The organism is Acinetobacter sp. YH12068_T (assembly GCF_024606005.1).
Taxonomy (GTDB): domain Bacteria; phylum Pseudomonadota; class Gammaproteobacteria; order Pseudomonadales; family Moraxellaceae; genus Acinetobacter; species Acinetobacter amyesii.
Window position 1 is genome coordinate 591,052 of sequence record NZ_CP094555.1, and the last position, 24,837, is coordinate 615,888.

Sequence of the window (24,837 nt, forward strand, 5' to 3'; positions counted from 1 at the left end):
CTAAGGATGAATATGAATAACGGTATCATTATTTACCAATTGCCAAATTTCATCCATATCAATATTACGCACTGCAATACAGCCCCAAGTCCAATCTTTTTGTGGGAAATACGTCATCAGTTGTGGTGCAGCTTTCATTTGTAAACTGGTCGCCGAACCATGAATCATAATGTCACCACCTGCAGAAACCCCTAGATTTTTAGCCTTCTGTTTATCGGCCGCATTGGGGTAAGAGATATGCAAAGATTTATAAAATGCGCTTTGCGGATTGCGCCAATCTATATGATAAGTTCCTTCTGGCGTCTTGCCATCACCTTCTTGAACTTTATGTCCAAGCGGTTGAAAACCCAGACGCATCGGGTAACGCCGAATGACCTGATCCTGATGTTTTAACTCTAAATAACGCTCAGCTTTATGTACCTGAATATTGTCGATCGGCGTTTCTGTGCGAATTTTTTGAATTTGCAAATCACTTAATTTAGGTGGAAAGGCCAGTGCATTGGCAGGTGTAGGTAGATATTTTTCAAATTTTTGATAGCCCGAATAGCTTGCAACAAGGCAGATTAGGATAGCGAAACTAAAGATCGTGATATTTTTTCTTGTCATTGTAATTTAGTGGATAAACTGCTTTCGCAGTCCATCGATTTCTGAATTGTGGATAATGTTTAAATTATCCACAATTTTGATTCGAGTGAAATGTGGATTTGTGGATAATTTTTTAAGACGAGCAGCTGACCATCACTTCAGGCACATCACTTGGTAAAGGTCCTAAATCTTCAGTTTTTTCTAGGTCAAGTTGTTTAGTAAATGGTTGGCTCAATAATGTAAACAAACGCTCAACTTCTGAAAAATCATTACGTTCAGCAAGCTCAATCGCCTTTTGCGCCATATGGTTACGCAAGATATATTGCGGATTGGCCTGTGCCATTTCCGCATCTAAAGCATCGGTGTCCTGATGCTCACGGATACTTTCATATTGTGCCAAGAAACCTTCAAAGGCGCGGCGGTCTAAGCAGTCATCTTTAATGGCTTCATATTCATGATTTTGCAGACGAATAAAGCTTTGCGTGTAGTCCAGCTGTTCACTTTGCAGAATACGCAAAAAGGCCATGGCGCAGTCAAAGCTGTCTTTATGGAAACTTGGCAAACCCATTTTCTGAGCTAAGCCCAATTTATAATGTTCCAAGAAGGTCAGTTCAAAATGCTCTAAGCACTTAGCTAAATCTTCTTTCCACTGTTCTTTGTCATAGTCCGTAGGGCAGAGCGGAATGAGATTATTCAGCCATTGCCATAAATTCCAATGCCCGATACTTGGCTGCTGCTGATAGGTATAGCGGCCTTGGTAATCCGAATGGTTATTGATCCAGTTTGGACGGAAGCGTTCCATAAAGCCATAAGGGCCAAAGTCCAAAGTTGAACCGGTAATATTCAGATTGTCAGTATTCATCACGCCATGTGCAAAACCAATCAGCTGCCATTTGGCAATCATCACTGCGGTACGCTGAATAACTTGAGTGGCAAAAGCCAAAATGGGCTGTTCAGCATCCAAGCATTCAGGGTAGTGCCACTCAATACATTTTTGCGTGAATTCAGGTAGTAAATCACCCTGATATTGATTGATCCATTCAAAATGTCCCAATCGGATATGACAGTCAGATGTACGCAGCATCATCGCGCCGAGCTCGAGTTTTTCGCGCTGTACACCTTGCTCAGAACTGGTAAAACCCACCGCATTGCTGGATGCAACACCTAAGCTGTTCAGCGCATGTCCTGCCAAATATTCACGAATAGTCGAGCGCAATACTGCACGACCATCGCCCATGCGTGAGTAAGGGGTCGAGCCGGCGCCTTTAAGGTGCAGGTCAATGGTTTGCCCATGTTTATCGATGATTTGCCCAATCAATAAGCCGCGTCCATCGCCCAATTGGCCGGCCCATTGTCCAAACTGGTGACCTGCATAGACCATGGCCAAAGGTTCAAATTCAGCAAAGGTTTTTTGACCGCTGCAGATTTCAACCCACGCAGCTTGATCTTCTGCCGACCATTGCAGCTCATCTGCAAGAGCCGCATTAAAATGCCCAGCTTTTGCGCCTTTTAAAGGTACAGGCTGCTGATGATGGTACAGGCGAGGTGGCAGGGTGTTATATCGGGCATTGAACAGCATAATGATCTTTAAAAATTCAAATTATGTTTAAACTATAGCAAAGACCAGATAGAAAAACTGTAGCTTAAAATCAATAAAGCCTCCACAAGGGAGGCTTTATCATTTGAGGAGCTTTAAAACAGTTAAGCGGTTTTCTTTTTCAAATTACGCATTAATTGATTCAGTGTTTCACGGTGCTGAGATAGGCGTTGTTCAACTTGCTGGAATTCAAGTTTGAGTTTGTCATCCATTTGATGAATTTTTTCAGCAACTGCTGTTTTCTTCGCTTGAATTTCCTGTTCTTTTAATTTTGCCCAGTCATTCAAAGTTTGCGAAAACGCATCATATTCTTGAGAAATACGTTGTTTTGCTGTGGCGATGTCATCGGTCATATTCAGACCATAGATCGCAAGGTCTTGTTCAGCATATTTGAACTTCATAGCCAACTCAGCTTTTTTAATATTAAAGCTAGGAATACGGCGTAAATTTTTAGCAAGACCTAATTTAGAGCAGCTCCAAATCAACCATTTAGTGGGATCGTATTGCCACCATTTCACACCATTACGGTAGTCGTATTGGAAAATGTGGTGATAGTTATGATAACCCTCACCCCAAGTAGCAATAGCTAGAACAAAGTTATCGCGTGCCGTATTTTCATCAGTATACGGACGTTTTCCCCACATATGGCAAAGTGAGTTAATAAAGAACGTCACATGATGGCTCAAGATTAGGCGCATTAAACCGCCCAATAATAGAACGCCCCACATGTCGCCAACAGCCCAACCAATTGGTAACAAAATAGCTGCGTGAACGGCAATCACTAAAGGGATGTAATATTTGTCTTGGAACATCACGACTTTATCTTTTAATAAGTCAGGTGCATTTTTATAGTTTGGTGCTGCTGCTGGATAATCACGAAGCATCCAACCAATGTGTGCATACCAAAAACCACGGTTGATTGAGTATGGATCTTGATCCACATCATCAACATGACGGTGATGTGTACGGTGGCCTGAAGCCCAAAATAAAATACTATTTTGAACTGCAAAAGTACCCATGAGCATTAAAATGATTTTTAAAGGCAAGGTTGCTTCATAAGCACGGTGTGCCCATAAGCGGTGATAACCTGCGGTAATACCTAAACTACTGACACCCAGTAAAACAAACATACTGATCCAAGCAGCGGCACTAAAATCATGATTAATGGCATATAACGGAATTACAATAACTGCGACAATAGGTAAAAACACCAATGCAAAAATGGCAATCCAGTTCATTGGGGCTTTGGGTAGGGGAGCATTCATCTCCAACAGCACTCCTGAAACCTTGGGAGGTATAGATAGGACGAATCCCATTAAACTTTTAAGGGATTTTAAACGTACAGAATAGTAGCACGGGAAAACCCGTTTTCACCACTGTTATTGTACAGTTGTATTGTTCTAGACAGTAACATAATACGACTGAAGTTATTTGACTTTTTGTGGAGTAAGAAGATGCCAAAAAAACAGCAAATTTGTCAAAATAATCTGAAATTACTTATCAAATACTGCATCTGGGGCAGCTTTCTGATCAGTTGTCTTGGACTGATGGCTTGTCAAAATTCTCCGACGCAGACGGTGACTACAAAGTCACACGAAAAATCACTGGGCAACAGTATTGAGCAGCCATTAAAAGTTATTCGCGTGAATGATGGGATACAAGATATTCCATGGGAGATTGTGCAAATTGCAGGGCAAAAAGCCAAGTTCTTTCATCATCAACCTTATCTTCAGTTCAATTCGCAATTTCGACAAATTCAGGGAAATACGGGATGTAACAATATCAGTGGCACTTATGTGATTGATACCTTAAAACACAGCGTTGATCTGAATGCCCGAGCAGGTTATTTCAGCTGTGATTCGGCTTTGGCTCAAGAGGCTGAACTTTCAGATGCCTTGCAAGCCGCAACACAATTCCAAATAAAAGGGAAACAGATGACGATGCAAAACAGTCTGGGAAAAACTGTATTGGTTTTAGAAAGAAAATAGACCGATTGAAATAGCGACGTGTTGATCGAGAAGTGAATTACACAAATCTAGGTGAATAAAGCAGCATTAAAAATGCTGCATCATTAATTTAGGATAGTCGGTAATTAAGCCGTTAATGCCCCAATCTTTAAGCTGTTTAGCACGATCAACGTCGTTGACAGTCCATACGCTCACATTTAATTTTGCCTGCTGCGTGGCCTGAATAATGTCTGAATTGGCAAGTTGGTTCATCCAACCAATTTGGATACAACCTAATTCAAGTGCTTGTTCAATCGCTTTAAATTTTACGTCCGTTTCAACTAAAAGCCCGCGTTTGAAGCCGGATTTTTTTGTTGCAAAGCAAGATGAATTTTAGGGTCAAAACTGGTGATCACCGCGGAATGTTCGAAACCTTGGAGCTGTTGTTCCAAGGTTTCAGTCAGCGCTTCAGCTTCAGTCTGTGTCTTCACTGCTTTCACTTCGACTTCAATATGATCGAAGTTATGAATAATTTTGAGCGTTTGTTCGAGCAGTGGCGTCGGCTCAACTTTATTCCATTCTGACCAAGTCACAGCATGGTTATAGGGTTCTAACTCTTGGGAACTACATTCATATAGATGTTTATCTTGACCTGTCGTTCGCATAAATTGGTCATCATGCATGATCACTAGCGCACGATCTTTCAATTGCCGAACGTCAAATTCGACAGCACGAATTCCTAAGTCTTGAATATATTGGAAACCACCTAGGGTATTTTCAGGTGCTTCACCACGAGCGCCACGGTGACCGATTATGCGCATACGAGGCCTACAAAAAAAGATGTTAAGAACATAATGTCCTGTAAGAATGACAGGGAGATGACACTGTTATTCTGATCCGATCATCCTGAAATACAAGAATGATCGGACGAAATGTTTCGATTTATTTCAATGTAAAATAGACTTTTAATTGGTCAAAGGATTTGAGCAATTTTTGAATCCAAAAATTATTGATCAATCGTGTCGTTAATATTTTTCTGCCACAGCACCTCAGAACCACCTTCAGCGCGTTGTAATGTACGCGATGCGACAAATAACCAGTCAGAGAGTCGGTTAAGTAGCTGCAATGACGGTGCTTGAATGTTCTGGTCACGGTTATGTACAGCCATTAAACGACGTTCTGCACGGCGGCAAACTGCACGCGCTTGATGGGCAAAGCTGCACACCAATGTTCCTGATGGCAGGATAAAGTCTTTGAGCATTGGCAGCGCTTCATTCATACGGTCAATGTCATTTTCCAAAAACTCAATTGACACAGGTTGTACCAAGTTGAAGTTTGGAATGCAGACTTCACCGCCAAGGTCGAATAACCAATGCTGAATCAGGCTGAGCGATTTATCCCAAGCCGCTTTGTCTTCAATACTGCTAAGTGCGATGTGCGAACGCAGAATACCAATGCTTGAATTGAGTTCATCGACATCGCCTAGGGCTTCAATACGTAAATCATCTTTGGCTACGCGTGATCCGTCGCCAAGACCTGTCGTACCTGAATCGCCTGTGCGGGTATAAATTTTACTTAAACGGTGGCCCATTTTAATTGTCCATTTTTTGATTAAAAGTTGAATAAAGTGATGTGTATTAATATTTAACAGTGACACCGATAGAGGCTAAACGCCCGCCATTCATATAATACAAACCTGAACCATACGATGAGGTTTTGTATTCGACATCACCGATATTTTGTAAATTGGTAAAGACTTTGAGTTTGGGATTGATATTCCAAAATGCACTCATATCAATAGTGGCATAACCGGGATTGCGTGCTTGATAGTCCAAGGTATCTGACTTGGCATTTAAGGTTGCATTCATGCCATAAATGTCATTGCTCCAGCCAGTAGTCAAGCTTAAGTTCTGACGTGGTCGGCGCTGTAAATCTTGTTTTTTCTCATTATCTTGAGCTTTCACATAATGATAGCTAAGTTTGCTGGACCATCCCCCATTTTGCCATTGCAGATAGGTTTCCACACCTTGATAAACCGCTGTATTTAGATTTTCTAAAGTGTAATGAGGACCATTCACAATCAGATGGTCGATTTTGGTATGGTACACGGATAGACCGGTACTTAGCCCATGATTCAGCTTTTGGTCGACGCCAATTTCATAAGAAATACTTTCTTCAGGCTTTAAGTTTGGATTGCCTGACCAGCTATTATAGCGTTCATCTAAGGTTGGCGATTTAAACGCAGTACCAATATTGGCATATACACTGGTAAGAGGCAGTGCTTGCAGACGAATTGCAGCTTGACCAATGGTATGGCTGCCATACTTCGCATCGTCTTCTAGACGAATTCCGAGTTGTGTATTAAGACCATCTTGATGATATTGATGCTGCAAGTAATAACCTGTGCTGCGGTTATCATCTTGATAAGCCGTGCCATAAGACACAATATCACCGCTGATTTTACGGTGTGTGATCCCACTTAGAAGCGTTTGTTTTGGTGTCAGATCAAATTTGGAATAGATTTCCGCTTCTTGGGTTTTATTGTGGGTGAAGTCGGTGGTTGTGACCTGATCTAGCTCATCTTTAAATTGAGAAAGTCGAGCATGTAATTCTAAAGCAGGTAAAAGTCGCATTTCACCACGTAGGTTGATCATTTCATTGTTAAAGTCTTGCGCGACATTGCTGTAGTTTAGGCAGTTATAGTCTTTATCTTCATTGCTACAACTGACATAAAAGCCGCGACCATCGTTATGACTATAGTCCAATGAATATGCATGATTTTCTTGTTTTGATCCGACTTTTGCACTCCAGCCTTTTTGGTCATAGCTTGCTGTGCTCAGTTCATCTAAATCAAAAACTTTGGTGGCATCTGATTCTAAGCGTTGCCCTCGAATCTGTGCATAATAGCCATTTTTTGCGGCATCTGTGCCAATAATACTTTTATAGGTTTTGTGTTCACCCACTTCTGTACTGGCAAAGGCGATATTTTCTGAGGGCGTCTTGGAAATAATTTGTACCACACCACCAATCGCATCTGAGCCATACAATACAGAAGCTGGCCCTTTTAAAACTTCGATTTGCTGAATATCGGTGGTGTCTAAAAACTGTAATGGCGCCATGCCTGATGTTGCTGAGTTCAAGCGCACGCCATCGCGCAGTACGAGGGTATGGTCGGATTCTGTGCCTCGCACAAAAATCGAAGCCACTTGTCCTAAACCACCGTTTTGCACCATATTGATAGAAGCATCGTTACGCAGTAAATCGCTCATTTGGGAAATAGGAGATTGCGCTACGGTTGCAGGTTCAATAATGGAAATACGCGCAGGCACATTTTCTAATTTTTCTTGTGAGCGTGTTGCCGTGACGACAATGGTATCTAATTTAGGTTGTGCAATAGAATCTGCTGCAACAGACAGTTGGGAGTTAAAAATACAAAGGGCAGATATGCCAGCTGCAAGCGCAGTCGGCTGAAAAGGAAAAGGCATACAATGCTCCATGCATTTACCCCACGTAAATGATTGAGTGATAGAACACAGTGAGCAGGTATCGGACTGGCAAGGCATTGCTTGCACACCGTTGCGGGGGCAGTGTTGTGGAAACTTCCCATGCCAACTGTTGTGAATGGCTTAAGTATAGAGAACTCCGATTTATCGAACAATCGAAACTATGGGGTATTTGAAGATAGGTACATATACAGCTTGACTTGCTGTGGAGCAGAAATTAATCTGCCTGCGCTTCAGGTGCTTCCTTAATTGAGAAGTGAAACTGGGAAGTCAGTCTAAACATTGAAAAGTGATTTGAATCTGACACTGCCCCCGCAACGGTGAATAGGCTTTATTTCGATAAATCCTTAAGTCCGGAGACCGGCCTGATGCAGACCTATACATAATGCGGCGGGCGTTATAGCGGGATTGCATCATTACGCCAATATAGGCCTTGCATTGCTGCCCCTGAATCCGCCTGCGTTATCCATTTTATTATTCGCACGGGCGGTGCGATCGGGGAATACAGCATGCATTCTTTTTCTAAGACTCTTATCGGGTCACTTTTTGTTTTATCTCCACTTTCTGCTGCGATGGCAGCAGACCAAGTTTATCAACTTCCAGTGATTACCAACACGGTTGCCAATATTGTTGAGCAAGACGCACAAAAAACTTTGGCAGCAGTCACAGTCATTAATCGTGAAGAAATTGAACGTAAGCAATTTACTTCTTTACAAGAATTGCTTCGTACAGTGCCGGGCGTAACGTATACCAACTCTGGTGGTTTAGGTCAGCCAACCAGTATTTCCATTCGTGGTACAGGTTCTACTGCGGTATTGGTATTGGTGGATGGTCAAAAACTGGGTTCGGCAACTTCAGGCCAAACTTCTTTTGAGCATTTGCCAGTTGATCAAATTGAACGTGTAGAAGTGGTCAAAGGTCCGCGCTCAAGTTTATATGGTTCTGAAGCTGTAGGCGGTGTGATTCAAATCTTTACCCGTAAAGGTACGCAAAATGGCGTAAAACCATTTGCTTCGCTCAAGTATGGTTCACATGAAACTTACGATGCGAATGTCGGTGTGAATATTCGTCAGGATAATTCTTGGGCGACGCTAAGTTTGGCTGGCTTGAAAACACAAGGTTTAGATGTAACAACTTTGCCGACTGAAATAGATAAAGACGGCTATGATAACTATTCTGCGTCAATTAAAGCGGGTCATCAGTTTAATGATCAATTTGCAGCTGATTTTAATGTTCTCTATGTAAATGGCGAAACAAATTACGATAGTCCATATAACGTAAATCCTTATAACAAGGTTGAGCAAAATGTGTATGGCGTTGGCTTTAGCTATTCTCCTGTAGAGCTTTGGAAAACGCAGCTTAAATTTGGCCATTCAGAAGATAAATACGAAACCTTTAGTGCAGATAAATCGACGGGTGTATTTGATACCACAAAAGACAGCATCAGCTGGTTAAACACATTATCTTTCAATGCAAACAACACACTATTGGTGGGTGTGGATTACTTAAATGATCAAGTCGACAGCACCACCAATTACGATGAAAAAGAGCGTGATAATGTCGGTTACTATGCGCAATATCTTGGCGATTTTGGTCGAGTGAACCTGCAAGCTGCTATTCGTTTAGATGATAACGAACAGTTTGGTGATCACACCACAGGCAATGCCGCTGTTGGTTATTCATTTAATGACAACTACAGCACTTATGTTTCATACGGTACAGCTTTCCGCTCACCGACATTTAATGACTTATATTATCCGGGTTGGTCAAATCCAAACTTAGTCCCTGAAGAGTCTGAAAACATTGAAATTGGATTCAAAGGGTCGCATTGGCTGAACTGGTCTGTTTCTGCCTTCCATAATGAAATTGATAATATGATTTCAGGCGGAACCAATATTGCAAAAGCAAAAATTAAGGGTGTGGAAGCTGAGTTCGGACAGTCACTGGACAACTTCACGTGGAACTTAAACTATACTTATCAAGAGCCTGAATATAATTCTGGGGCGACCAAAGGTAATCAAATTGCGGGTCGTGCAGGCCAATTATTAAATGTATCTGCAGATTATACGATGGATAAATGGACGCTAGGTGGCTCTGTACACGCAGAAGACCAGCGTTATAAGGATGCCGCTAATACAACAAGCTTTGGCAGTTTTGCGACAGCAGATGTACGTTTAACCTATCAAGCGACTCCTGAATTTTCTGTACAAGCCAAACTTGCCAATATGTTTGATAAAGAATATTACACTGTGTATGACTCATGGAGTGATTACTACTACCGTCAAGACGGCCGTACTGCTTGGCTAACCTTACGTTATGCAATGAAATAATCGATTCAATAATTCAAAAAGCCCTGATCATTCAGGGCTTTTTATTTTTGCGCAGTAATCATGCTGAAAATCCACGCAATGCATGAAAATTGCATTACAATGATTCGCCTTCATATTCATAGATAGGCTATGAATAGGGCGGAGTCAGAGCCAAAACAACATGCGAACCCGTGCCAAAATCTGCGGAATTACACGTATTCAAGATATTCAATCTGTCGTCCAAGCTGGTGCAGATGCGATAGGATTCGTATTTTTTGCGCCAAGCCCGCGCAGTGTAACGGCAGCGCAAGCTGCTGAGCTGATTCAGCATGTGCCGCCGTATGTGCAGACAGTGGGTTTATTCGTGAATGCATCGGCTGCAGACATACAGAATATTTTAAAAATTTCACCTGTAGATATACTGCAGTTTCATGGCGATGAAAGCCCTGAACAGTGCCAAACAATTGCGCAGACCGTTGGACGCCGCTGGTACAAAGCCATTCAAGTCAAGCCTGATTTGGACGTGATTAGCGAGATTCAAGCCTTTCAAGAAGCAGGGGCAAGTGCCGTACTATTAGATGCATGGCATCCAGAGCTGAAAGGCGGTACAGGGCATAGCTTTGACTGGGCGAAGTTCCCAAAACTCGATATTCCTTTAATCTTGGCAGGCGGTTTAAAGCCAGACAATATTGAAGATGCGATTCGAACCACAGGTGCTTACGCCGTAGATGTGAGTGGTGGTGTAGAATCGGCAAAAGGTATTAAAGACCAACAACTCATAGAACGCTTTATGCAAGGAGTCCATCGTGGATCAGCAAAATAAGATTGACTATACCCAATTCCCTGACGCACAAGGGCATTTCGGTATTCATGGCGGGCGTTTTGTGTCAGAAACTCTAATGGCAGCACTTGAGGACTTAGAAAAACTCTATTTCCGCATGAAAGATGATGCTCAGTTTTTGGCAGAATTCGACCGTGACTTGGCGTATTACGTCGGTCGTCCTAGTCCTTTGTATTATGCTGAGCGATGGTCGAAAGAGTTGGGTGGTGCGCAAATTTATTTAAAACGTGAAGACCTGAACCATACAGGTTCACATAAAGTGAATAACACCATTGGTCAGGCTTTGCTGGCTAAACTTTCAGGTAAAAAACGTATTATTGCGGAAACAGGCGCAGGTCAGCACGGCGTAGCAACGGCAACGATTGCAGCGCGTTTAGGCCTTGAGTGTGTGGTGTTTATGGGTGCTGAAGACGTAAAACGTCAAGCCATGAACGTATACCGTATGCGTTTGCTTGGCGCAACGGTCGTACCTGTGGAAAGCGGTTCAAAAACATTGAAAGATGCGATGAACGAAGCAATGCGTGACTGGGTAACCAATGTTGACTCTACTTATTATGTGATTGGTACTGTGGCTGGCCCACACCCATATCCGCAATTGGTTCGTGATTTCCAATCGATCATTGGCCGTGAAGCACGTAAACAGATTCAAGAACAAGCAGGCCGTCTGCCAGATGCCTTGGTGGCATGTGTGGGCGGCGGTTCAAATGCAATGGGCTTATTCTATCCATTCTTAAATGATGAAGATGTGAAAATGTACGGTGTTGAAGCGGCAGGCTACGGCATTGAAACGGGCAAGCATTCTGCACCATTAAACGCAGGTCATGTCGGTGTACTTCACGGTAACCGTACGTACTTGATGTCAGATGATCAGGGTCAAATCATTGAAACACATTCAATTTCTGCAGGTCTAGATTATCCAGGTGTAGGCCCTGAGCATAGTTTCCTCAAAGATATGCACCGTGTGAACTATGTGCCTATCAATGACACTGAAGCGTTACAAGGCTTCCGTGATTTAACCCAAATTGAAGGTATTATCCCTGCGTTAGAAAGCTCACATGCGATGGCTTATGTGACGAAACTTGCACCGACCATGGACAAAGACCAAATCATTATTGCGACTGTATCAGGCCGTGGCGATAAAGATTTAATGACCGTTGCCCGCATTGATGGCGTGGAAATGGTTGAGATGTAATTTCGCTTTTCAGCCTCTCCCTTTGGGATGAGAATCTCGGAATATATTCTGAGTTCGCAAGTGGAGATGGTCAAGAAAAAATCGCGCAGAAGTCATTCCGCGCGATTTTTTTTGGGCTGAAAATTTTATTGAGGCAAATCACTACAAAACAGATGCAGAATAAAAGTGTGAAATAAATCACAATACTGCGGAAATTTTATCGCTTTAGAAAGACTTTATAACAATGACGTTTACCCAATTGGTTCGTGCAGAATCCTTTCCAACCCATATTTCTTGGCAATGGCGTGATACTTTTGCGCTGTGTATTCTTCCGCTGATCTTGCTCAACAGTTATCTCTTAGACCAATTTTTTGGTGTTTCAGCTCAGGTTGCTTTGGGTGATTCGATCTTTCGCGGTATTTTATTTATTGCCGTATGTTGGCTCTATAAAACGATGCTATATACGCACTGGCAAAAGTATAAGCAGGCCTTTTGGCGCTCAAGCCTGTTGGTGGTTGTTGGTGCAGTCGCTTTACAAGTAGTGATTTCTTTTACACGCAGTCTGTTGCCCGTTGGTGAGAACATTGAAAAAGAATCGACCATTGATCCCAATACGATTGCGTTTTTTAGCTTGCTGATCATCAGTCTTGGGCCATTATTTACCGCTTTGCTTGAAGATATTATTTTCCGCTATACCTTGCTGCAAAAGCTGTTTGTACAGCCGTGGCTGTGGCGAGTGATTTTGGTCTTGCTGAACTCAATTTTATTCGGCTTGATACATTATCATAATTTTGATGGCGATTTGATTGCGACCATCAGTTTTATGGCGGCAGGCCTATTTCTCAACCTCATCTATTTGTGGACGCGTAACATTTGGCATGTCTTACTCATTCATTTCGTCAACAATGCAGTACTCTCTTTAGGCGGCGTGATTTTGTTGAAATTACTTCAGCCCTATGTGGGCAGTTGAAGTCAAAAATAGGGGGAGATTGTGTCCAGTTTATTTATGGTGATGCTCGGCGGACGCCATCCAAGAGCAAATATCGAAGTGCATGATGTCATTCTTGCAGTGGGTAACGCATTAGAAGAGGTTTATCCGCAACTGAGAACGGCATGGTTTGGTGAGCAAAAAGGCTTACATATTGATGCTTGGGCACAGGTACATACAGTCAGCACTGAAAATCGGCATTATCGTATCCAATTTTGTGATGCCGCGCCCCGAGCTGAAGATGAAAAATTATGGCTGATTAATCTCGGGGGATATGATGCCCGCGAATTTGGTGAATTACATCGTTATGTTTTGGTGACGGGACAAAATGCCAGCGTTGCAAAACAACGGGGCAAGGCTTTTTTTGAGTCACATTGGCAAAAACAACATACCGACCGAACCCTAGATGTCGATGATTGTATTGCGATTGATCATGTCTATGGGCGCTATATCGAATTGGTTGAAACCCCGCATAGCCAGCAAAATTCATGGAAAAATGATTACATCTTAATAAATGAACATTTGTGATGATTAAGAGCTGAAATGTCAGCTTTTATATTTTTTTGTGATATTCGCCTGAAATCAGATGGATTGTCTTTTCAGGCGTTAAATAATAGGCATAATAACATTCAGGATTTAGACCTTAAACCTCAATGGAATGGCGTATATGGATTTAATACGGCCGAATGGACAGCCGCATTATGGGCGTTTTAGTGAACTTCCCAATCGCATCGATTTAAGTAAGTATGAATATAAGACACCGTATGGAAAACGACTTCAAGGTTGGCGTAAGCGTTTAAAATATAAAAAATTTAAATTTTGTTGTATTCAGCATGAACATTATACGATTGGTCTAGCGATCGCCGATATCGCGTGGGCGGGGCACGGTTTTGTCTATGTGTATGATCATATTACGAATGAAGTGTTGGAATGGAATTCGATTAATTTCCTGTCACGCAATACCGTTTTAGATGAACAACCTTTATTTAATCAGAGTCATTTTATTAAGTCAGGGATTCAACTGGACATTCAGCATGCCAATGGTGTGCGATACATTCAAATGTCGAAACATGGCGAACTCAAACTGAGCGCTCGAGTGTTTTGTGCAGGGACTGATCCGCTAAGTATGTGTAGCCCCACAGGGATTAATGGTTGGACCTATACTCAAAAACTAACGACGTTAGGCTGTGAAGGTTTCTTTATCAATAAGCAAGGCAAGACCATTCAATTCCATGACCGGACATTGGTGTCTTTAGATGATACCTGTGGTTTTCTTCGTCCTGAAACCGCATGGTTCTGGCTGTCGTGTAACTTTTGGGACAGTCAAAATCGACGCGTTGGGATCAATCTTGCCTCTGGGGTAAATGAAAGCTTTGGCAATGAAAATTGTCTGTGGGTCAATGGACATCTGTATGCCATGTCTGATGTGCTGTTCCAGCAACAAGGCGATAATCAATGGAATATTAGTTCATTAGATAACAGCTTAAATTTGATCGTCACCACAGGTTGGCGGCGCTATGAAAACCTGAATTTAAGATTGGTCGGTAGTCAGTTCAGTCAATGGCAGGCAAAAATTAGCGGTACAATTCAACGTGATGGCGAAGAAATTGTATTCTTAAATGAATATGGTTTACTTGAGCAGCACTATGCCAAATGGTAAGTCTAAGCCTATAAAAAAGCCGCAATCGATGCGGCTTTTTTTTATTCAATTTTTATTTTGCAGCTTGCCAAAACACTTCAGCTGCTTGTATCGGATCATTGGTTTCTTCATAAGTTTTTAACCAAAGATCATAATTTTGCACAATGGGATGCTGACTCGGATGGAAGTCTTTTTTAAACCAATCTCGATATGGTTTGCTCATTCGGGTGAGGGTGCCATTTTTACCAAAGAACCACGGTAAGCCTTTCATATTTAATTTTAAACGTTCAGTGAAGCTGAACCCGTCATGTTTCAGCATCACATTGGCACGGTATAAGGTAAAGCCAAGCATCAATCCACTGGTCCAGACCAAAGTAAATTTCTTTAGACTTTCATCGACCTTAGCCACATCTTTCATCACATCAAAAGCCACATCGCGATGTTCCATTTCTTCTATCGCATGCCAAATAAATAATGCACGGACATAAGGATGCGCAGATTCTAGTACGGACTTTTGGCTACAAAAGGTTTCAGCCATCAATGCAGTCAAATGCTCGGCAGAAGCCGTCATGGCAATGTTGTATTCAGGTGAGCGTTTGCTCAGTTCAAATTTAAAAATTTTATTTAGACGTTTAATGAACGCATCGACAGGCATGCCTTGTTGTTTCATCAACATGTTCATTTTGTCATGCGCCATACCGTGCTGCGCTTCTTGACGAATAAAGTCAGCGACACGTTGTTGTAAATCAGGATCTTGAATTTGACTGCGGAACAGACGTACAGATTCAATAAAATAGCGCTCGCCATCAGGAAAGGTCAGGCTTAAGGCATCAAACATACGTGTTAAAAAGGGGTCTCCGCCAAACCAATAGCGCGGGATTTCTTCCAACTTAAAATTCAGCTTTGTGCGAACAATAGGTTCGACTTGATATTTGACGATAGCATTCATGATATTTTTTCTGTGCGAGTCGTGTTGATTGCAGTATGTCGGAGAAATTGCACTTTGTTTTGACAGATATTGCCAATTTTTATACATTTTACGCCATGATGAAAATATAAAATGTCAGAATTGGCAGGTCAGAAAGAGGGGCGAGATGGCTGAAATTCAGATCCCAAATGGTTACTTCCAACTGTGGAATATGGTCTTAATTGAGCGTGAATTAAACTATACACAGCTCGAATGGATTGCGCCGTATGCTGCGCAAATTCAGCATGTGCTGTCTTTGCCGATCGACTCTCAATCGCCGAATTCTTTTTTTAACAGCATCATGCAACTGACTCAGCAGCATCTGGATTGTCCGCAATTGGTTTTTGAAATGGCCAAGTATATTCGTGCGGAGCATTTTGGGGTGTTAGGCTATATGGCGACACTGAGTAATAGCGTTGCAGATGCTTTGCAATATGTGATGCGATTTAGTCGTTTGGTGATTGATGGGGCGCAAATTGTGCCAATGAATATGAGCCATCAAGATCATCAAATTATTCTGTCTTGGCCACAGCATGATGATGAATATGCTTTGGTGAATGAGTTGACCATGGCCTGTATGGCACATTTGGCCAAGCAAATTTTTCCAGATTCTTTAAAGTTACTCTGCATTCATTTTGCCCATGCGCCGCGGATGGCACGTTATCACTATGAAAAGTTTTATGGCTGCCAAATGGAATTTTCGACCCTTAAATATTCATTTGTGATTCATGCCGATAGTTTGGATTTAAAGTCAGAACTTGCTGATCCGTCACTGATGCAATTGTTATTACGTCAAGCCGAAGAGGCGATAGCTGCTCGTTCGCAACATTCAGATCCAATTCAACAGATGCAACAATGCATAGCAGATTATCTCAAATTACAGCAGCAAGCCCCTAAAATAGAATGGTTAGCAGAGGAGTTACATCTGTCAGTCAGAACCCTGCAACGACAGTTACAGGAGAAAGGCACTTCGTTTAAACGGCTTTTGGAGCTTGAACGGATGAAACGCTGTGAATATTTACTTTCACAACAAACCAATTTGACGGATATCGCGTTGCAGTTAGGATATTCAGATCAGTCTGCTTTGGCACGTGCTTTTAAGGCATATAGCGGAGAGACATTATTAGCGCGAAAAAAAGCCTTGAGATTAGAATAAAACTTGCAGATTGCTCGTTAAGAAAAGCCTTTCAAACAACATTAAAAAAAGCGGTCAAACGACCGCTTTTCTTTAAGGCCAAACTTATGCCGCAGCTTTTAATTTTGGATACCGAAGTAAAATGGCAAGGATGGCAAAGATTGCCAAGACCCAACAGTAATACACACTACCAATCAGTTCCACAGGCGAAAGTTTTGCGATCGAACAAGCCAGTAACAGCTGTGCACCATAAGGAATGAGACCTTGGACTACGCAAGAGAAAATATCCAAGAGCGCAGCAGCACGTTTAGGGTCTACACCATATTCTTTGGCGACTTCACGTGCCATGTCACCAGATAAAATAATTGCGACAGTGTTATTTGCTACAAATAGGTTGGAGAAAATCACCAAGAAACTGATACCAATTTCACCTGCGCGTTCAGCACCAACTTTAAAGCAGCGTGTCATGCTGTAAATACGTTGAATCAGCCATTCTAAACCGCCTTCTTTTTGCATAATGGCAGAAATACCACCCAAGAAAATAGAAAGCAGGGCAACTTCAAACATGCCGGTAAAGCCGTCATAAATAGAATTATTTAAGCTTAAAAAATTAAATTCAGGTTGAATCACCAAACCAATCAAACCAGACAGTAAGACACCAATAGTCAGCACAGCAAGCACGTGCAAACGTGAAAAGGCCAAAATAAATACGGCTAAATACGGCAGGATTAGCCACGCATTATAAGCTTTGTGTTCAATCGCTTGTGAACCTTGACTCATAATTAAATAGATACAAATGCTAACGATCGATGCAGGAACAGCAATCCAGACATTGACCTTAAATTTATCGCGAAGTTGAACTTTTTGACTGTTCGTTGCAGCAATGGTGGTATCTGAAATCATCGACAGATTATCACCAAACATAGCACCACCGACCACAGCACCAATGGCATACACCACTTCAATTTCGGTGACTTGTGTAAAACCAAAGGCAATTGGCGCGCAGGCTGCAATGGTGCCCATGGAGGTTCCCATCGCTGTGGCAATAAAGGCCGCAATAATAAACAGCATAGGCAGCACGAACTCAGGCGCAATTACCGATAGTCCGAATTGCACTGTTGCATCGACACTACCGATGGCACTGCTGACACTGGCAAAAGCACCAGCGAGCATAAAGACCATGAACATTAAGATCAAATTCGGGTGGCTGGCACCTTTCATAAATGTGTCAATCGCGTCATTGATCTTGCCGCGATAGAGCAAAATTGCCAATACAATTGCAGGAAGAGCAGCGACTGGGGCTTTCACTTGATAGAACGCAAACTCAGTTCCAATGATGGAATGGTAAATACCACTGCCCAAAAAAATGGTCAGAAAAACAATAAGCGGGAGCAGTGCAAATGCCCGAGCAGGCACTTTCACTTGTGAATCGGAGGACATAGGAGATAAAAAAATAAAAGTATGCGGCTAGTATAAAGCAGGTTTTGCAATTTAAGGAAAATTAAAATGTAAATGCTAAGCCTGTTATTTTTAACATTTTTTTGATGATAAAATTAAGTTAGTCTAAAACCTTATAATTTTGCCAGATCCTAAAATTAGGCATCTTTGATCATTGTGAAAAAAACTGAAATATCGGTAAATGATGCTTTCGGGTTGTTCTGGAAAATTATGTTTGCATGAGAAATGCCGACTGAGGATTGTATGCCCTGTTCAATGGGTAAAAAATAGCGTTACAATGCGATGTCTTGTATTTCGACAAAACCCACATCATAGTTTTGATTCATTCAAGGAAAGTATAACCCTATGTCACGTTTAGCCACTCGATTTGGAACGCTTAAATCTCAACAGCGTAAGGCCTTGGTTTCTTATGTTATGGCTGGTGACCCTCATCCACAAGTAACGGTACCTTTGTTACATCAAATGGTTGAGGCAGGTGTAGATGTGATCGAATTGGGTCTTCCATTTTCAGACCCAATGGCGGATGGTCCTGTTATTGCACTTGCCGCGGAGCGTGCGCTTGCTGCAGGAACCAATACTCTAGATGCCTTGAACATGGTGAAAGAGTTCCGTAAAAACGATTCAGAAACACCCGTGGTACTGATGGGCTATTTAAACCCCGTTGAAGTAATCGGCTATGAAAAGTTTGTTGCCTATGCACATGAATGCGGTGTAGATGGCGTGCTCTTGGTGGACCTTCCACCAGAAGAAGCAAAAGATCTAGATGTAGTATTGAAAAAATACGACATGGATCAAATCTTCTTACTTGCGCCAACATCCACTGATGAACGTATTCAGCATGTGGTGAAACAAGCCAGTGGATTTATCTACTATGTTTCTTTGAAAGGTGTGACAGGTGCAGCGACGTTAGACGTTGCTGAAGCTGCGGCACGTATTCAAAAAATCAAGTCGTATACTCAGGTACCTGTCGGCGTTGGCTTTGGTATTAGTGATGCAGCATCGGCGAAAGCCATGGGTGTTGCTGCAGATGCGGTGATTGTAGGTAGTGCTTTTGTTAAACAATTTGCAAACTTAGCGCCAGAACAAGCTGTAATCGAAACAGTGAATAAAGTGAAGGAGCTTCGAGCTGCGCTCGATGAGTTAGTATGAGTCAAGACGCAAAAACAGGCAAAATTCTGAGCGCATCTACGCCATGGACAGAGCGTGCGGTACCAGGTATTCATGTACCTGATGAACAGCAAGCATTAAAGGCGACATTTACTGAGCCGACGATTGAATGTCCTGAGTGTCATGCACTTGTGACTCGTACTGCAATGTCATTTAATGCCTACGTTTGTCCGCAGTGTGATGAACACTTGCGAATGAAAGCGCGAGATCGTTTGAACTGGTTCTTTGACCAAGTACAAAAAGAATTGGGTCAAGAATTTAAAGGCAAAGATCCACTTAAATTTGTAGATAGCAAAGCGTATCCAGACCGTATGTCTGAAGCGCAGAAGAAAACCGGTGAAACAGAAGCTTTAGTGGTGATGCAAGGAACGCTGAAAGGCATTCCAATGATTGCAACCGCATTTGAATTTGATTTCATGGGCGGTTCAATGGGCACTGTGGTTGGTGACCGTTTTGTTCAAGCGGCTGAACTTGCGATTAAAGCAAAACAACCGCTTATTTGCTTCGCTGCCTCTGGCGGTGCACGTATGCAAGAAGGCATGTTGTCACTCATGCAAATGGCGCGTACTTCTGCTGCCATCCAAAAAATGAAAGATGCTGGCTTGCCTTATCTAGTGGTGCTGACACATCCAGTCTATGGTGGTGTGACTGCATCATTGGCAATGCTCGGTGATGTTCACTTGGCTGAACCGAAAGCCATGATTGGTTTTGCTGGTAAGCGTGTGATTGAGCAAACTGTACGTGAAAAATTGGAAGAACCGTTCCAACGTGCAGAATACTTGCTTGATCATGGTGTAGTCGATCAAATTGTCCACCGTCATGCATTACGTGATACAGTTTATCGTATTGTAGCGAAATTGATGAACTTGCCTTGAACACAGCACCACTTGCAACTGATTCTTTAAACACATGGCTCGATTATTGGAGCCATGTTCATGTTACGGGTATTGATTTAGGACTGGAGCGGGTAATTCCTGTTGCGGAACGACTAGGTGTAACCCAGCCTGATGCGAAAGTGCTGACGGTCGCGGGAACAAACGGTAAAGGTTCAACCACGACCACTTTGGCTGCAATTTTAAATGCCCAAGGGTATAACGTGGGGCTCTACCAATCACCGCATATCTATCGATTCAATGAACGTGTAAAGCTTCAAGGTGTTGAAGTGGCTGACAAAACCCTGATTGATGCTTTTGTAGCTGTTGATCAGGCGCGTCGTGAATGTGAATTAAGTTTATCTTTTTTTGAAGCGACCACTTTGGCCGCTTTTGTTATTTTTAAACAGCAACATTGCGATGTATGGGTACTTGAAGTAGGTCTCGGTGGTCGACTTGATGTGGTCAATGTCGTCGATCCAGATGTTGCAGTGATTACCAATATTGGTTTAGACCATACCGATTGGTTGGGCGACACCATTGAAAAAATTGCTTTTGAGAAAGCAGGGATTATTCGTCCAAATATTCCCGTAATTTTTGGTGGGCAGCAAGTTTTGCCTGAAGCCATTCGTCAAAAAGCAGAAGATTGCCAAGCCGCTTTACATGTACTCAATCGTGATTATTTTTATCAGTACAGTGATGATGGACAATCTTGGATGTTTGCCTCATCAGGTTCAACCTTAAAACTACCCGTGGGTTCTTTGGCACTCGAAAATATCTCTACGGCTGTAGCGGCAATATTGGCCAGTGGTTTGGTGGTCTCTCAGCAGTCGATCGCTCAGGGGATTATCAATGCCAAGTTACAAGGCCGTTTTGAAGTTAGAGAAATTGCAGGTAAAACGGTGATTTTCGATGCGGGACATAACCCGCATGGTGTTGAATTTTTGTTAAAGCAATTGCGAAATTTCCTCCAGTACAATAAACAATACACAGAAGTGATCAGCGTTTTCTCCATGCTGACTGATAAAGACATAAATTCTGTCGTTAACTTATTGAAAGATACGGTAAGAATGTGGAAAATTGCACAATTAAATGTGCCACGTGCGGCATCTATCACACAATTGGATAGCGCACTGCAGCATCAAGTCGTAGAACATTATGACAATGTGCAATTAGCTTTTAAGTCCGCGCTGGAAGAAACAAAGAATAATCAGCTGATTCTGGTATGTGGTTCATTTCATACCTTAGAAGCGGTATGGGAGTATCTGGAAGAATGTCAATGAATAACAAACAACGCTGGATGGGTGGTGTTGTTTTATTAGGTGGTGGTGTACTGCTGGCCGCACTTTTACTTAAAGGCAAAGAAGAAATACATCAAAATCAAAGCCAAACCCCTGAAATGGCTCAAGTTGAGCAACAAGGTCAGGGTGCGGGTAAAATGTCATCATTGACTGTTGATGTTGAAACTGAAAAGCGTTTGCTCGAAGAACAACGACGTACCCGTGAAAAATCGGTTGCGGAGCAAGAAGCACGTGCAGCAGAATTTTTAGCGATGCAACAACAAGCGGAAGCGGATGCAGCACGTAAAGCAGCAGAAGAATATGCGGCTTTAAACGCACATCGTTCAGCTCAACAAAGTTCGGATAATATTCCGCCCGAATTGGTTGAAGATGAAAAAGCAAAGCAAAAGCGTTTAGCTGAGGATAAGTTGGCGGCTCAAAAAAAGTTAGAGAGTCAGTCGGCGCAGCAAAAGGCTGATCAGGCACGTATCGCAGCAGAAAAACAAAAAGCTGAAGCAAAACGTAAAGCGGACGCTCAAAAAGAAGCTGAACGTAAAGCACATGCTGAAGCTGAGAAAAAAGCTGCAGATAAGAAAGCAGCCGAAGCGAAGCAACAAGCTGAAGAAAAGCGTAAAGCCGAAGAAAAACACAAGGCGGAAGAAAAGCGTAAAGCCGAAGCCAAGAAAAAAGCTGAAGCTGAAAAGGCACGTGATCTGTTGGAAAATGGCGATAAGCAATGGATGGTACAAGTTGCTCTAGCTGCCAATGAAGCCAATGCAGATGCCGTCGCTGCAAAATTACGTGCAAAAGGCTATAAAGTGACGAAGAGTCCTACATCTAAAGGCATTCGTATTATGGTCGGCCCTTCGAAGGACCGTGATGCTGCGGACGCAACACGTAAAAAGATCAATTCAGATGCAAGTTTGAATATGAAATCGGCGTGGGTAATTGACTGGGTACCACTCGATAAACGCTAAGTTTATATGAGGAATGACCTTTAATAAGATGGATTCAGTAGTTGCTGCTGAATCCATTTTACATTTTCAGGGCTGAATAATCGGTCTATATTTTTCCAAATAGGGTGGAAGCCATAGCCACCTTGTTTCATTTCACGTTTTGCTTCCTCAATGGACCAATGCTGAAAAATAATACGGTACATGGCCACACTCACGCCTGTACGGTCTGAGCCGTGGTAGCAATGGATTAAAACTTTTTGCTGCTGTTGTTCAGCTTCTTTTATGGTTTTCATCACCGCCAGTAAATCTTCACGATCGATTTGCCATGTGTGTATCGGAATATGTACAAATTTAATCTTTTGCATATCAATAGCATTTTTTAAGCGTTCTGGGTCATGATGCCGCGAACGTAAATTTATGATCACATCGATGTGCTGTTCTCGTAGAACAGGGGCGAGATCTGCATCAGGTTGTTCACTGCGAAATACTGTTGGGCTGATTTGATAAAAATTATGCTGTTGATGAACGACTTTGCCCCAATGCTGAGGACGTTCATTTAAAGGTAATGGATTTGATGTCATGCAACCCGTGAAGATGAAGCTAACACTGAGTAGGATCATTGGTAGGATTTTAGCGGTCATAGCTTATATTCTGATAGCGAGCGAATTCTAATGGGTCATGTGCACAGATGAGATCGATGTCCGGATGCTGCGCTAACTGCTGAATCTTATGAAGGGAGTGCAGTCGCTGTGTATTGTCGGTGGCAAATAAACGCTCAAGCTGATTTAAGGCCCGCGAATGAAAATTTGGATTTAATTGATGCTGTGAGTAATAAGCATCGCCACAATATAACAACCAGCGCTGGTTATTTTTAATCGCAATACCGGCATGACCCGCGGTATGTCCCAAAAGTGGAAGCATTAAAATGTCATCTTGAAAAATAGACAGACCGGCAGTGTGTTCTAAGTTAAACCATGCTTGCGTCCCGATGCTTTCGATAAAATTCCAATAACGATGCAGTTGGAATTGCTGTGATCGATAGCGCAGTCGTGATTTTAAGCTATGAAGGTTTTGAGTGGCGTTATATTCACTGGCTAGTACATGCACGGTCGCCTGCGGAAAATCAGAGATCCCGCCAGCATGATCAAAATCTAAGTGTGACAACAAAATGTGTTGAACATCTTGAGCCTTAAAGCCTAATTTTTGAATTTGATGAATCGCACTCAGTTGCGGATTAAATTTGATCTGCGCTGTGCGTGAAATAAACCGACCTAAACGATTTTGTGGATGCAAATAATCTTGTAAGCCCAGTCCTGTATCGACTAAGACGAGCCCTTTATCGGTTTCAATGAGCAGGCAATGACAGACCAAATGTGCGCGAAAGCCTTTCTGTCCAAATAAAGGGGCACACGTTGGACAAAAACTACCACAATGTAAATGATGAATTTGATGAATCACGGTTTGTTGTTTTTAAGTTTTTCTTAGTTATAACGGAATTGTGATGTTTAACCAATCTAATCCCTGAGAGGAATTTGTAATCAAAAAAAAGCTCATCCGAAGATGAGCAGGTTGGAGAATGCCAGAACGGGCTCGTCATTCGTTCTGAGGGGAAAACTATAAGTAACTATAAGTAACTATCAGTAACTATGGTTATAATTCTGAGTTGGGTCAGGTGCTGCACTTAAAAATGGTTAAATTTGTACCTTCGCTTTGGTCACTCACAGCAGAGCTTCTTATCTTGCGCTCGGACAGTGTAATGCTCCGTTTTATCCTCACTTAGGTTGAGGCGTTAAACGAAGGTAAGGCGTAACTGCGTTATATCCTTGAGGAAAGCGTTGTTTGATTTCCTCTTCATCTTTTAATGACGGCACAATCACCACATCTTCACCTTGTTGCCAGTTGGCCGGTGTTGCAACTTTATGGTTGTCTGTCAGTTGCAAAGAGTCAATGACACGTAAAATTTCATGGAAGTTACGCCCTGTAGATGCAGGATAAGTAATGATTAAACGGACTTTTTTATGTGGATCGATGATCACCAAAGAGCGAACAGTTAATGTTTCGCTGGCATTGGGGTGAATGAAATCATAAAGGGTGGACACTTTAAGGTCTTTGTCTGCAATGATCGGGAAGTTGACCGTGGTATTTTGAGTATTATTAATGTCGTTAATCCAACCATGATGCGACTCAACATCATCAACAGACAGGGCAATGGCCTTGACACCACGTTTGCTAAATTCATCTTTTAGTTTTGCGGTAAATCCAAGTTCTGTGGTGCAGACTGGGGTGTAATCGGCAGGATGCGAAAATAAAATGCCCCAACTGTCACCTAAAAAGTCATAAAAATGAATGCTGCCTTCGCTTGAGTCTTGAGTAAAGTCTGGTGCAGTATCACCTAAACGAATCGTCATGGAATATCCCCGTAT

The 24,837-nt window shown here is 42.3% G+C and carries 22 protein-coding genes, 1 pseudogene and 1 riboswitch; of the genes and pseudogenes, 12 read left to right on the forward strand and 11 right to left on the reverse strand.

What is annotated here, in order from left to right; all coding sequences use genetic code 11:
- From MST18_RS02915 to MST18_RS02925, 3 genes are all read right to left on the reverse strand, one after another.
- Window positions 1-606: a murein L,D-transpeptidase family protein gene (locus MST18_RS02915; RefSeq protein WP_180133942.1), complete on the reverse strand. Its 606-nt coding sequence runs from the start codon at window positions 604-606 to the stop codon at window positions 1-3.
- Window positions 607-718: 112 nt separating this feature from the next.
- Complete coding sequence (locus MST18_RS02920) at window positions 719-2,164, reverse strand: YdiU family protein (RefSeq protein ID WP_180133943.1); 1,446 nt, start codon at window positions 2,162-2,164, stop codon at window positions 719-721.
- A gap of 122 nt (window positions 2,165-2,286) precedes the next feature.
- Complete coding sequence (locus MST18_RS02925) at window positions 2,287-3,447, reverse strand: acyl-CoA desaturase (RefSeq protein ID WP_180133944.1); 1,161 nt, start codon at window positions 3,445-3,447, stop codon at window positions 2,287-2,289.
- Window positions 3,448-3,636: 189 nt separating this feature from the next.
- Here MST18_RS02925 and MST18_RS02930 point away from each other — a divergent pair, with 189 nt between their 5' ends.
- Window positions 3,637-4,170, forward strand: a complete 534-nt coding sequence (locus tag MST18_RS02930; RefSeq protein ID WP_180133945.1) for an META domain-containing protein — start codon at window positions 3,637-3,639, stop codon at window positions 4,168-4,170.
- A gap of 66 nt (window positions 4,171-4,236) precedes the next feature.
- Here the strand turns inward: MST18_RS02930 and MST18_RS02935 are convergent.
- The 3 genes and pseudogenes from MST18_RS02935 to MST18_RS02945 all read right to left on the reverse strand — a co-directional run bounded on the left by MST18_RS02935 (window position 4,237) and on the right by MST18_RS02945 (window position 7,613).
- A pseudogene (locus MST18_RS02935) lies at window positions 4,237-4,949 on the reverse strand (glycerophosphodiester phosphodiesterase).
- Window positions 4,950-5,134: 185 nt separating this feature from the next.
- Window positions 5,135-5,719, reverse strand: a complete 585-nt coding sequence (locus tag MST18_RS02940) for a cob(I)yrinic acid a,c-diamide adenosyltransferase (RefSeq protein ID WP_111885379.1) — start codon at window positions 5,717-5,719, stop codon at window positions 5,135-5,137.
- Window positions 5,720-5,765: 46 nt separating this feature from the next.
- Window positions 5,766-7,613, reverse strand: a complete 1,848-nt coding sequence (locus tag MST18_RS02945; RefSeq protein ID WP_257227557.1) for a TonB-dependent siderophore receptor — start codon at window positions 7,611-7,613, stop codon at window positions 5,766-5,768.
- 236 nt (window positions 7,614-7,849) lie between these two features.
- Window positions 7,850-8,015, forward strand: a riboswitch (cobalamin riboswitch).
- 125 nt (window positions 8,016-8,140) lie between these two features.
- On the opposite strand from MST18_RS02945, the gene MST18_RS02950 reads away from it, so the two are divergent.
- The 6 genes from MST18_RS02950 to MST18_RS02975 all read left to right on the forward strand — a co-directional run bounded on the left by MST18_RS02950 (window position 8,141) and on the right by MST18_RS02975 (window position 14,600).
- Window positions 8,141-9,961 carry a TonB-dependent receptor domain-containing protein gene (locus MST18_RS02950; RefSeq protein ID WP_180133947.1) on the forward strand — a complete coding sequence of 607 codons (1,821 nt, stop codon included), beginning with the start codon at window positions 8,141-8,143 and terminating at the stop codon, window positions 9,959-9,961.
- A gap of 160 nt (window positions 9,962-10,121) precedes the next feature.
- A complete protein-coding gene (locus MST18_RS02955) occupies window positions 10,122-10,763 on the forward strand; it encodes a phosphoribosylanthranilate isomerase (RefSeq protein ID WP_180133948.1) in 642 nt (213 codons plus the stop codon).
- Window positions 10,747-11,973, forward strand: a complete 1,227-nt coding sequence (gene trpB, locus MST18_RS02960) for a tryptophan synthase subunit beta (protein ID WP_111885382.1) — start codon at window positions 10,747-10,749, stop codon at window positions 11,971-11,973. Before MST18_RS02955 ends, trpB begins: the two co-directional genes overlap by 17 nt.
- A 223-nt stretch (window positions 11,974-12,196) precedes the next feature.
- The gene (locus MST18_RS02965; protein ID WP_180078789.1) at window positions 12,197-12,922 is read left to right on the forward strand and encodes a CPBP family intramembrane glutamic endopeptidase; all 726 of its coding nucleotides are present in this window, start codon (window positions 12,197-12,199) and stop codon (window positions 12,920-12,922) included.
- Between the two features lie 21 nt (window positions 12,923-12,943).
- Window positions 12,944-13,468: a DUF1543 domain-containing protein gene (locus MST18_RS02970; RefSeq protein WP_180055840.1), complete on the forward strand. Its 525-nt coding sequence runs from the start codon at window positions 12,944-12,946 to the stop codon at window positions 13,466-13,468.
- Window positions 13,469-13,607: 139 nt separating this feature from the next.
- A complete protein-coding gene (locus MST18_RS02975) occupies window positions 13,608-14,600 on the forward strand; it encodes a DUF2804 domain-containing protein (RefSeq protein ID WP_078194136.1) in 993 nt (330 codons plus the stop codon).
- A gap of 52 nt (window positions 14,601-14,652) precedes the next feature.
- Here the strand turns inward: MST18_RS02975 and MST18_RS02980 are convergent, their stop codons facing one another.
- On the reverse strand, window positions 14,653-15,528 hold the full coding sequence (locus tag MST18_RS02980; protein WP_180108127.1) for a metal-dependent hydrolase: 876 nt from the start codon (window positions 15,526-15,528) through the stop codon (window positions 14,653-14,655).
- 145 nt (window positions 15,529-15,673) lie between these two features.
- On the opposite strand from MST18_RS02980, the gene MST18_RS02985 reads away from it, so the two are divergent.
- Window positions 15,674-16,702, forward strand: a complete 1,029-nt coding sequence (locus tag MST18_RS02985; protein ID WP_180133949.1) for an AraC family transcriptional regulator — start codon at window positions 15,674-15,676, stop codon at window positions 16,700-16,702.
- An 84-nt stretch (window positions 16,703-16,786) separates the two neighbouring features.
- Here the strand turns inward: MST18_RS02985 and MST18_RS02990 are convergent, their stop codons facing one another.
- Window positions 16,787-18,121 (reverse strand): Na+/H+ antiporter NhaC family protein, encoded by a 1,335-nt coding sequence (locus MST18_RS02990; protein WP_180133950.1) that lies wholly within the window; start codon window positions 18,119-18,121, stop codon window positions 16,787-16,789.
- Between the two features lie 363 nt (window positions 18,122-18,484).
- On the opposite strand from MST18_RS02990, the gene trpA reads away from it, so the two are divergent.
- From trpA to MST18_RS03010, 4 genes are read left to right on the forward strand one after another with little or no spacing between them, the layout of a single operon-like run.
- Window positions 18,485-19,288 (forward strand): tryptophan synthase subunit alpha, encoded by an 804-nt coding sequence (gene trpA / locus MST18_RS02995; RefSeq protein WP_180035843.1) that lies wholly within the window; start codon window positions 18,485-18,487, stop codon window positions 19,286-19,288.
- Window positions 19,285-20,181, forward strand: a complete 897-nt coding sequence (gene accD / locus MST18_RS03000; protein ID WP_180133951.1) for an acetyl-CoA carboxylase, carboxyltransferase subunit beta — start codon at window positions 19,285-19,287, stop codon at window positions 20,179-20,181. The genes trpA and accD overlap by 4 nt, the downstream gene beginning before the upstream one ends.
- Window positions 20,178-21,461: a bifunctional tetrahydrofolate synthase/dihydrofolate synthase gene (gene folC / locus MST18_RS03005; protein WP_180133952.1), complete on the forward strand. Its 1,284-nt coding sequence runs from the start codon at window positions 20,178-20,180 to the stop codon at window positions 21,459-21,461. The genes accD and folC overlap by 4 nt, the downstream gene beginning before the upstream one ends.
- Window positions 21,458-22,435 carry an SPOR domain-containing protein gene (locus tag MST18_RS03010; RefSeq protein ID WP_180108124.1) on the forward strand — a complete coding sequence of 326 codons (978 nt, stop codon included), beginning with the start codon at window positions 21,458-21,460 and terminating at the stop codon, window positions 22,433-22,435. The genes folC and MST18_RS03010 overlap by 4 nt, the downstream gene beginning before the upstream one ends.
- A gap of 20 nt (window positions 22,436-22,455) precedes the next feature.
- Here MST18_RS03010 and MST18_RS03015 read toward each other — a convergent pair whose 3' ends face one another.
- From MST18_RS03015 to MST18_RS03025, 3 genes are all read right to left on the reverse strand, one after another.
- Window positions 22,456-23,055 carry a dual specificity protein phosphatase family protein gene (locus tag MST18_RS03015; protein WP_180133953.1) on the reverse strand — a complete coding sequence of 200 codons (600 nt, stop codon included), beginning with the start codon at window positions 23,053-23,055 and terminating at the stop codon, window positions 22,456-22,458.
- A complete protein-coding gene (locus MST18_RS03020; RefSeq protein ID WP_180133954.1) occupies window positions 23,045-23,872 on the reverse strand; it encodes an MBL fold metallo-hydrolase in 828 nt (275 codons plus the stop codon). The genes MST18_RS03015 and MST18_RS03020 overlap by 11 nt, the downstream gene beginning before the upstream one ends.
- Window positions 23,873-24,186: 314 nt before the next feature.
- A complete protein-coding gene (locus MST18_RS03025) occupies window positions 24,187-24,822 on the reverse strand; it encodes a peroxiredoxin (protein ID WP_180133955.1) in 636 nt (211 codons plus the stop codon).
- Between the last annotated feature and the right edge of the window lie 15 nt (window positions 24,823-24,837).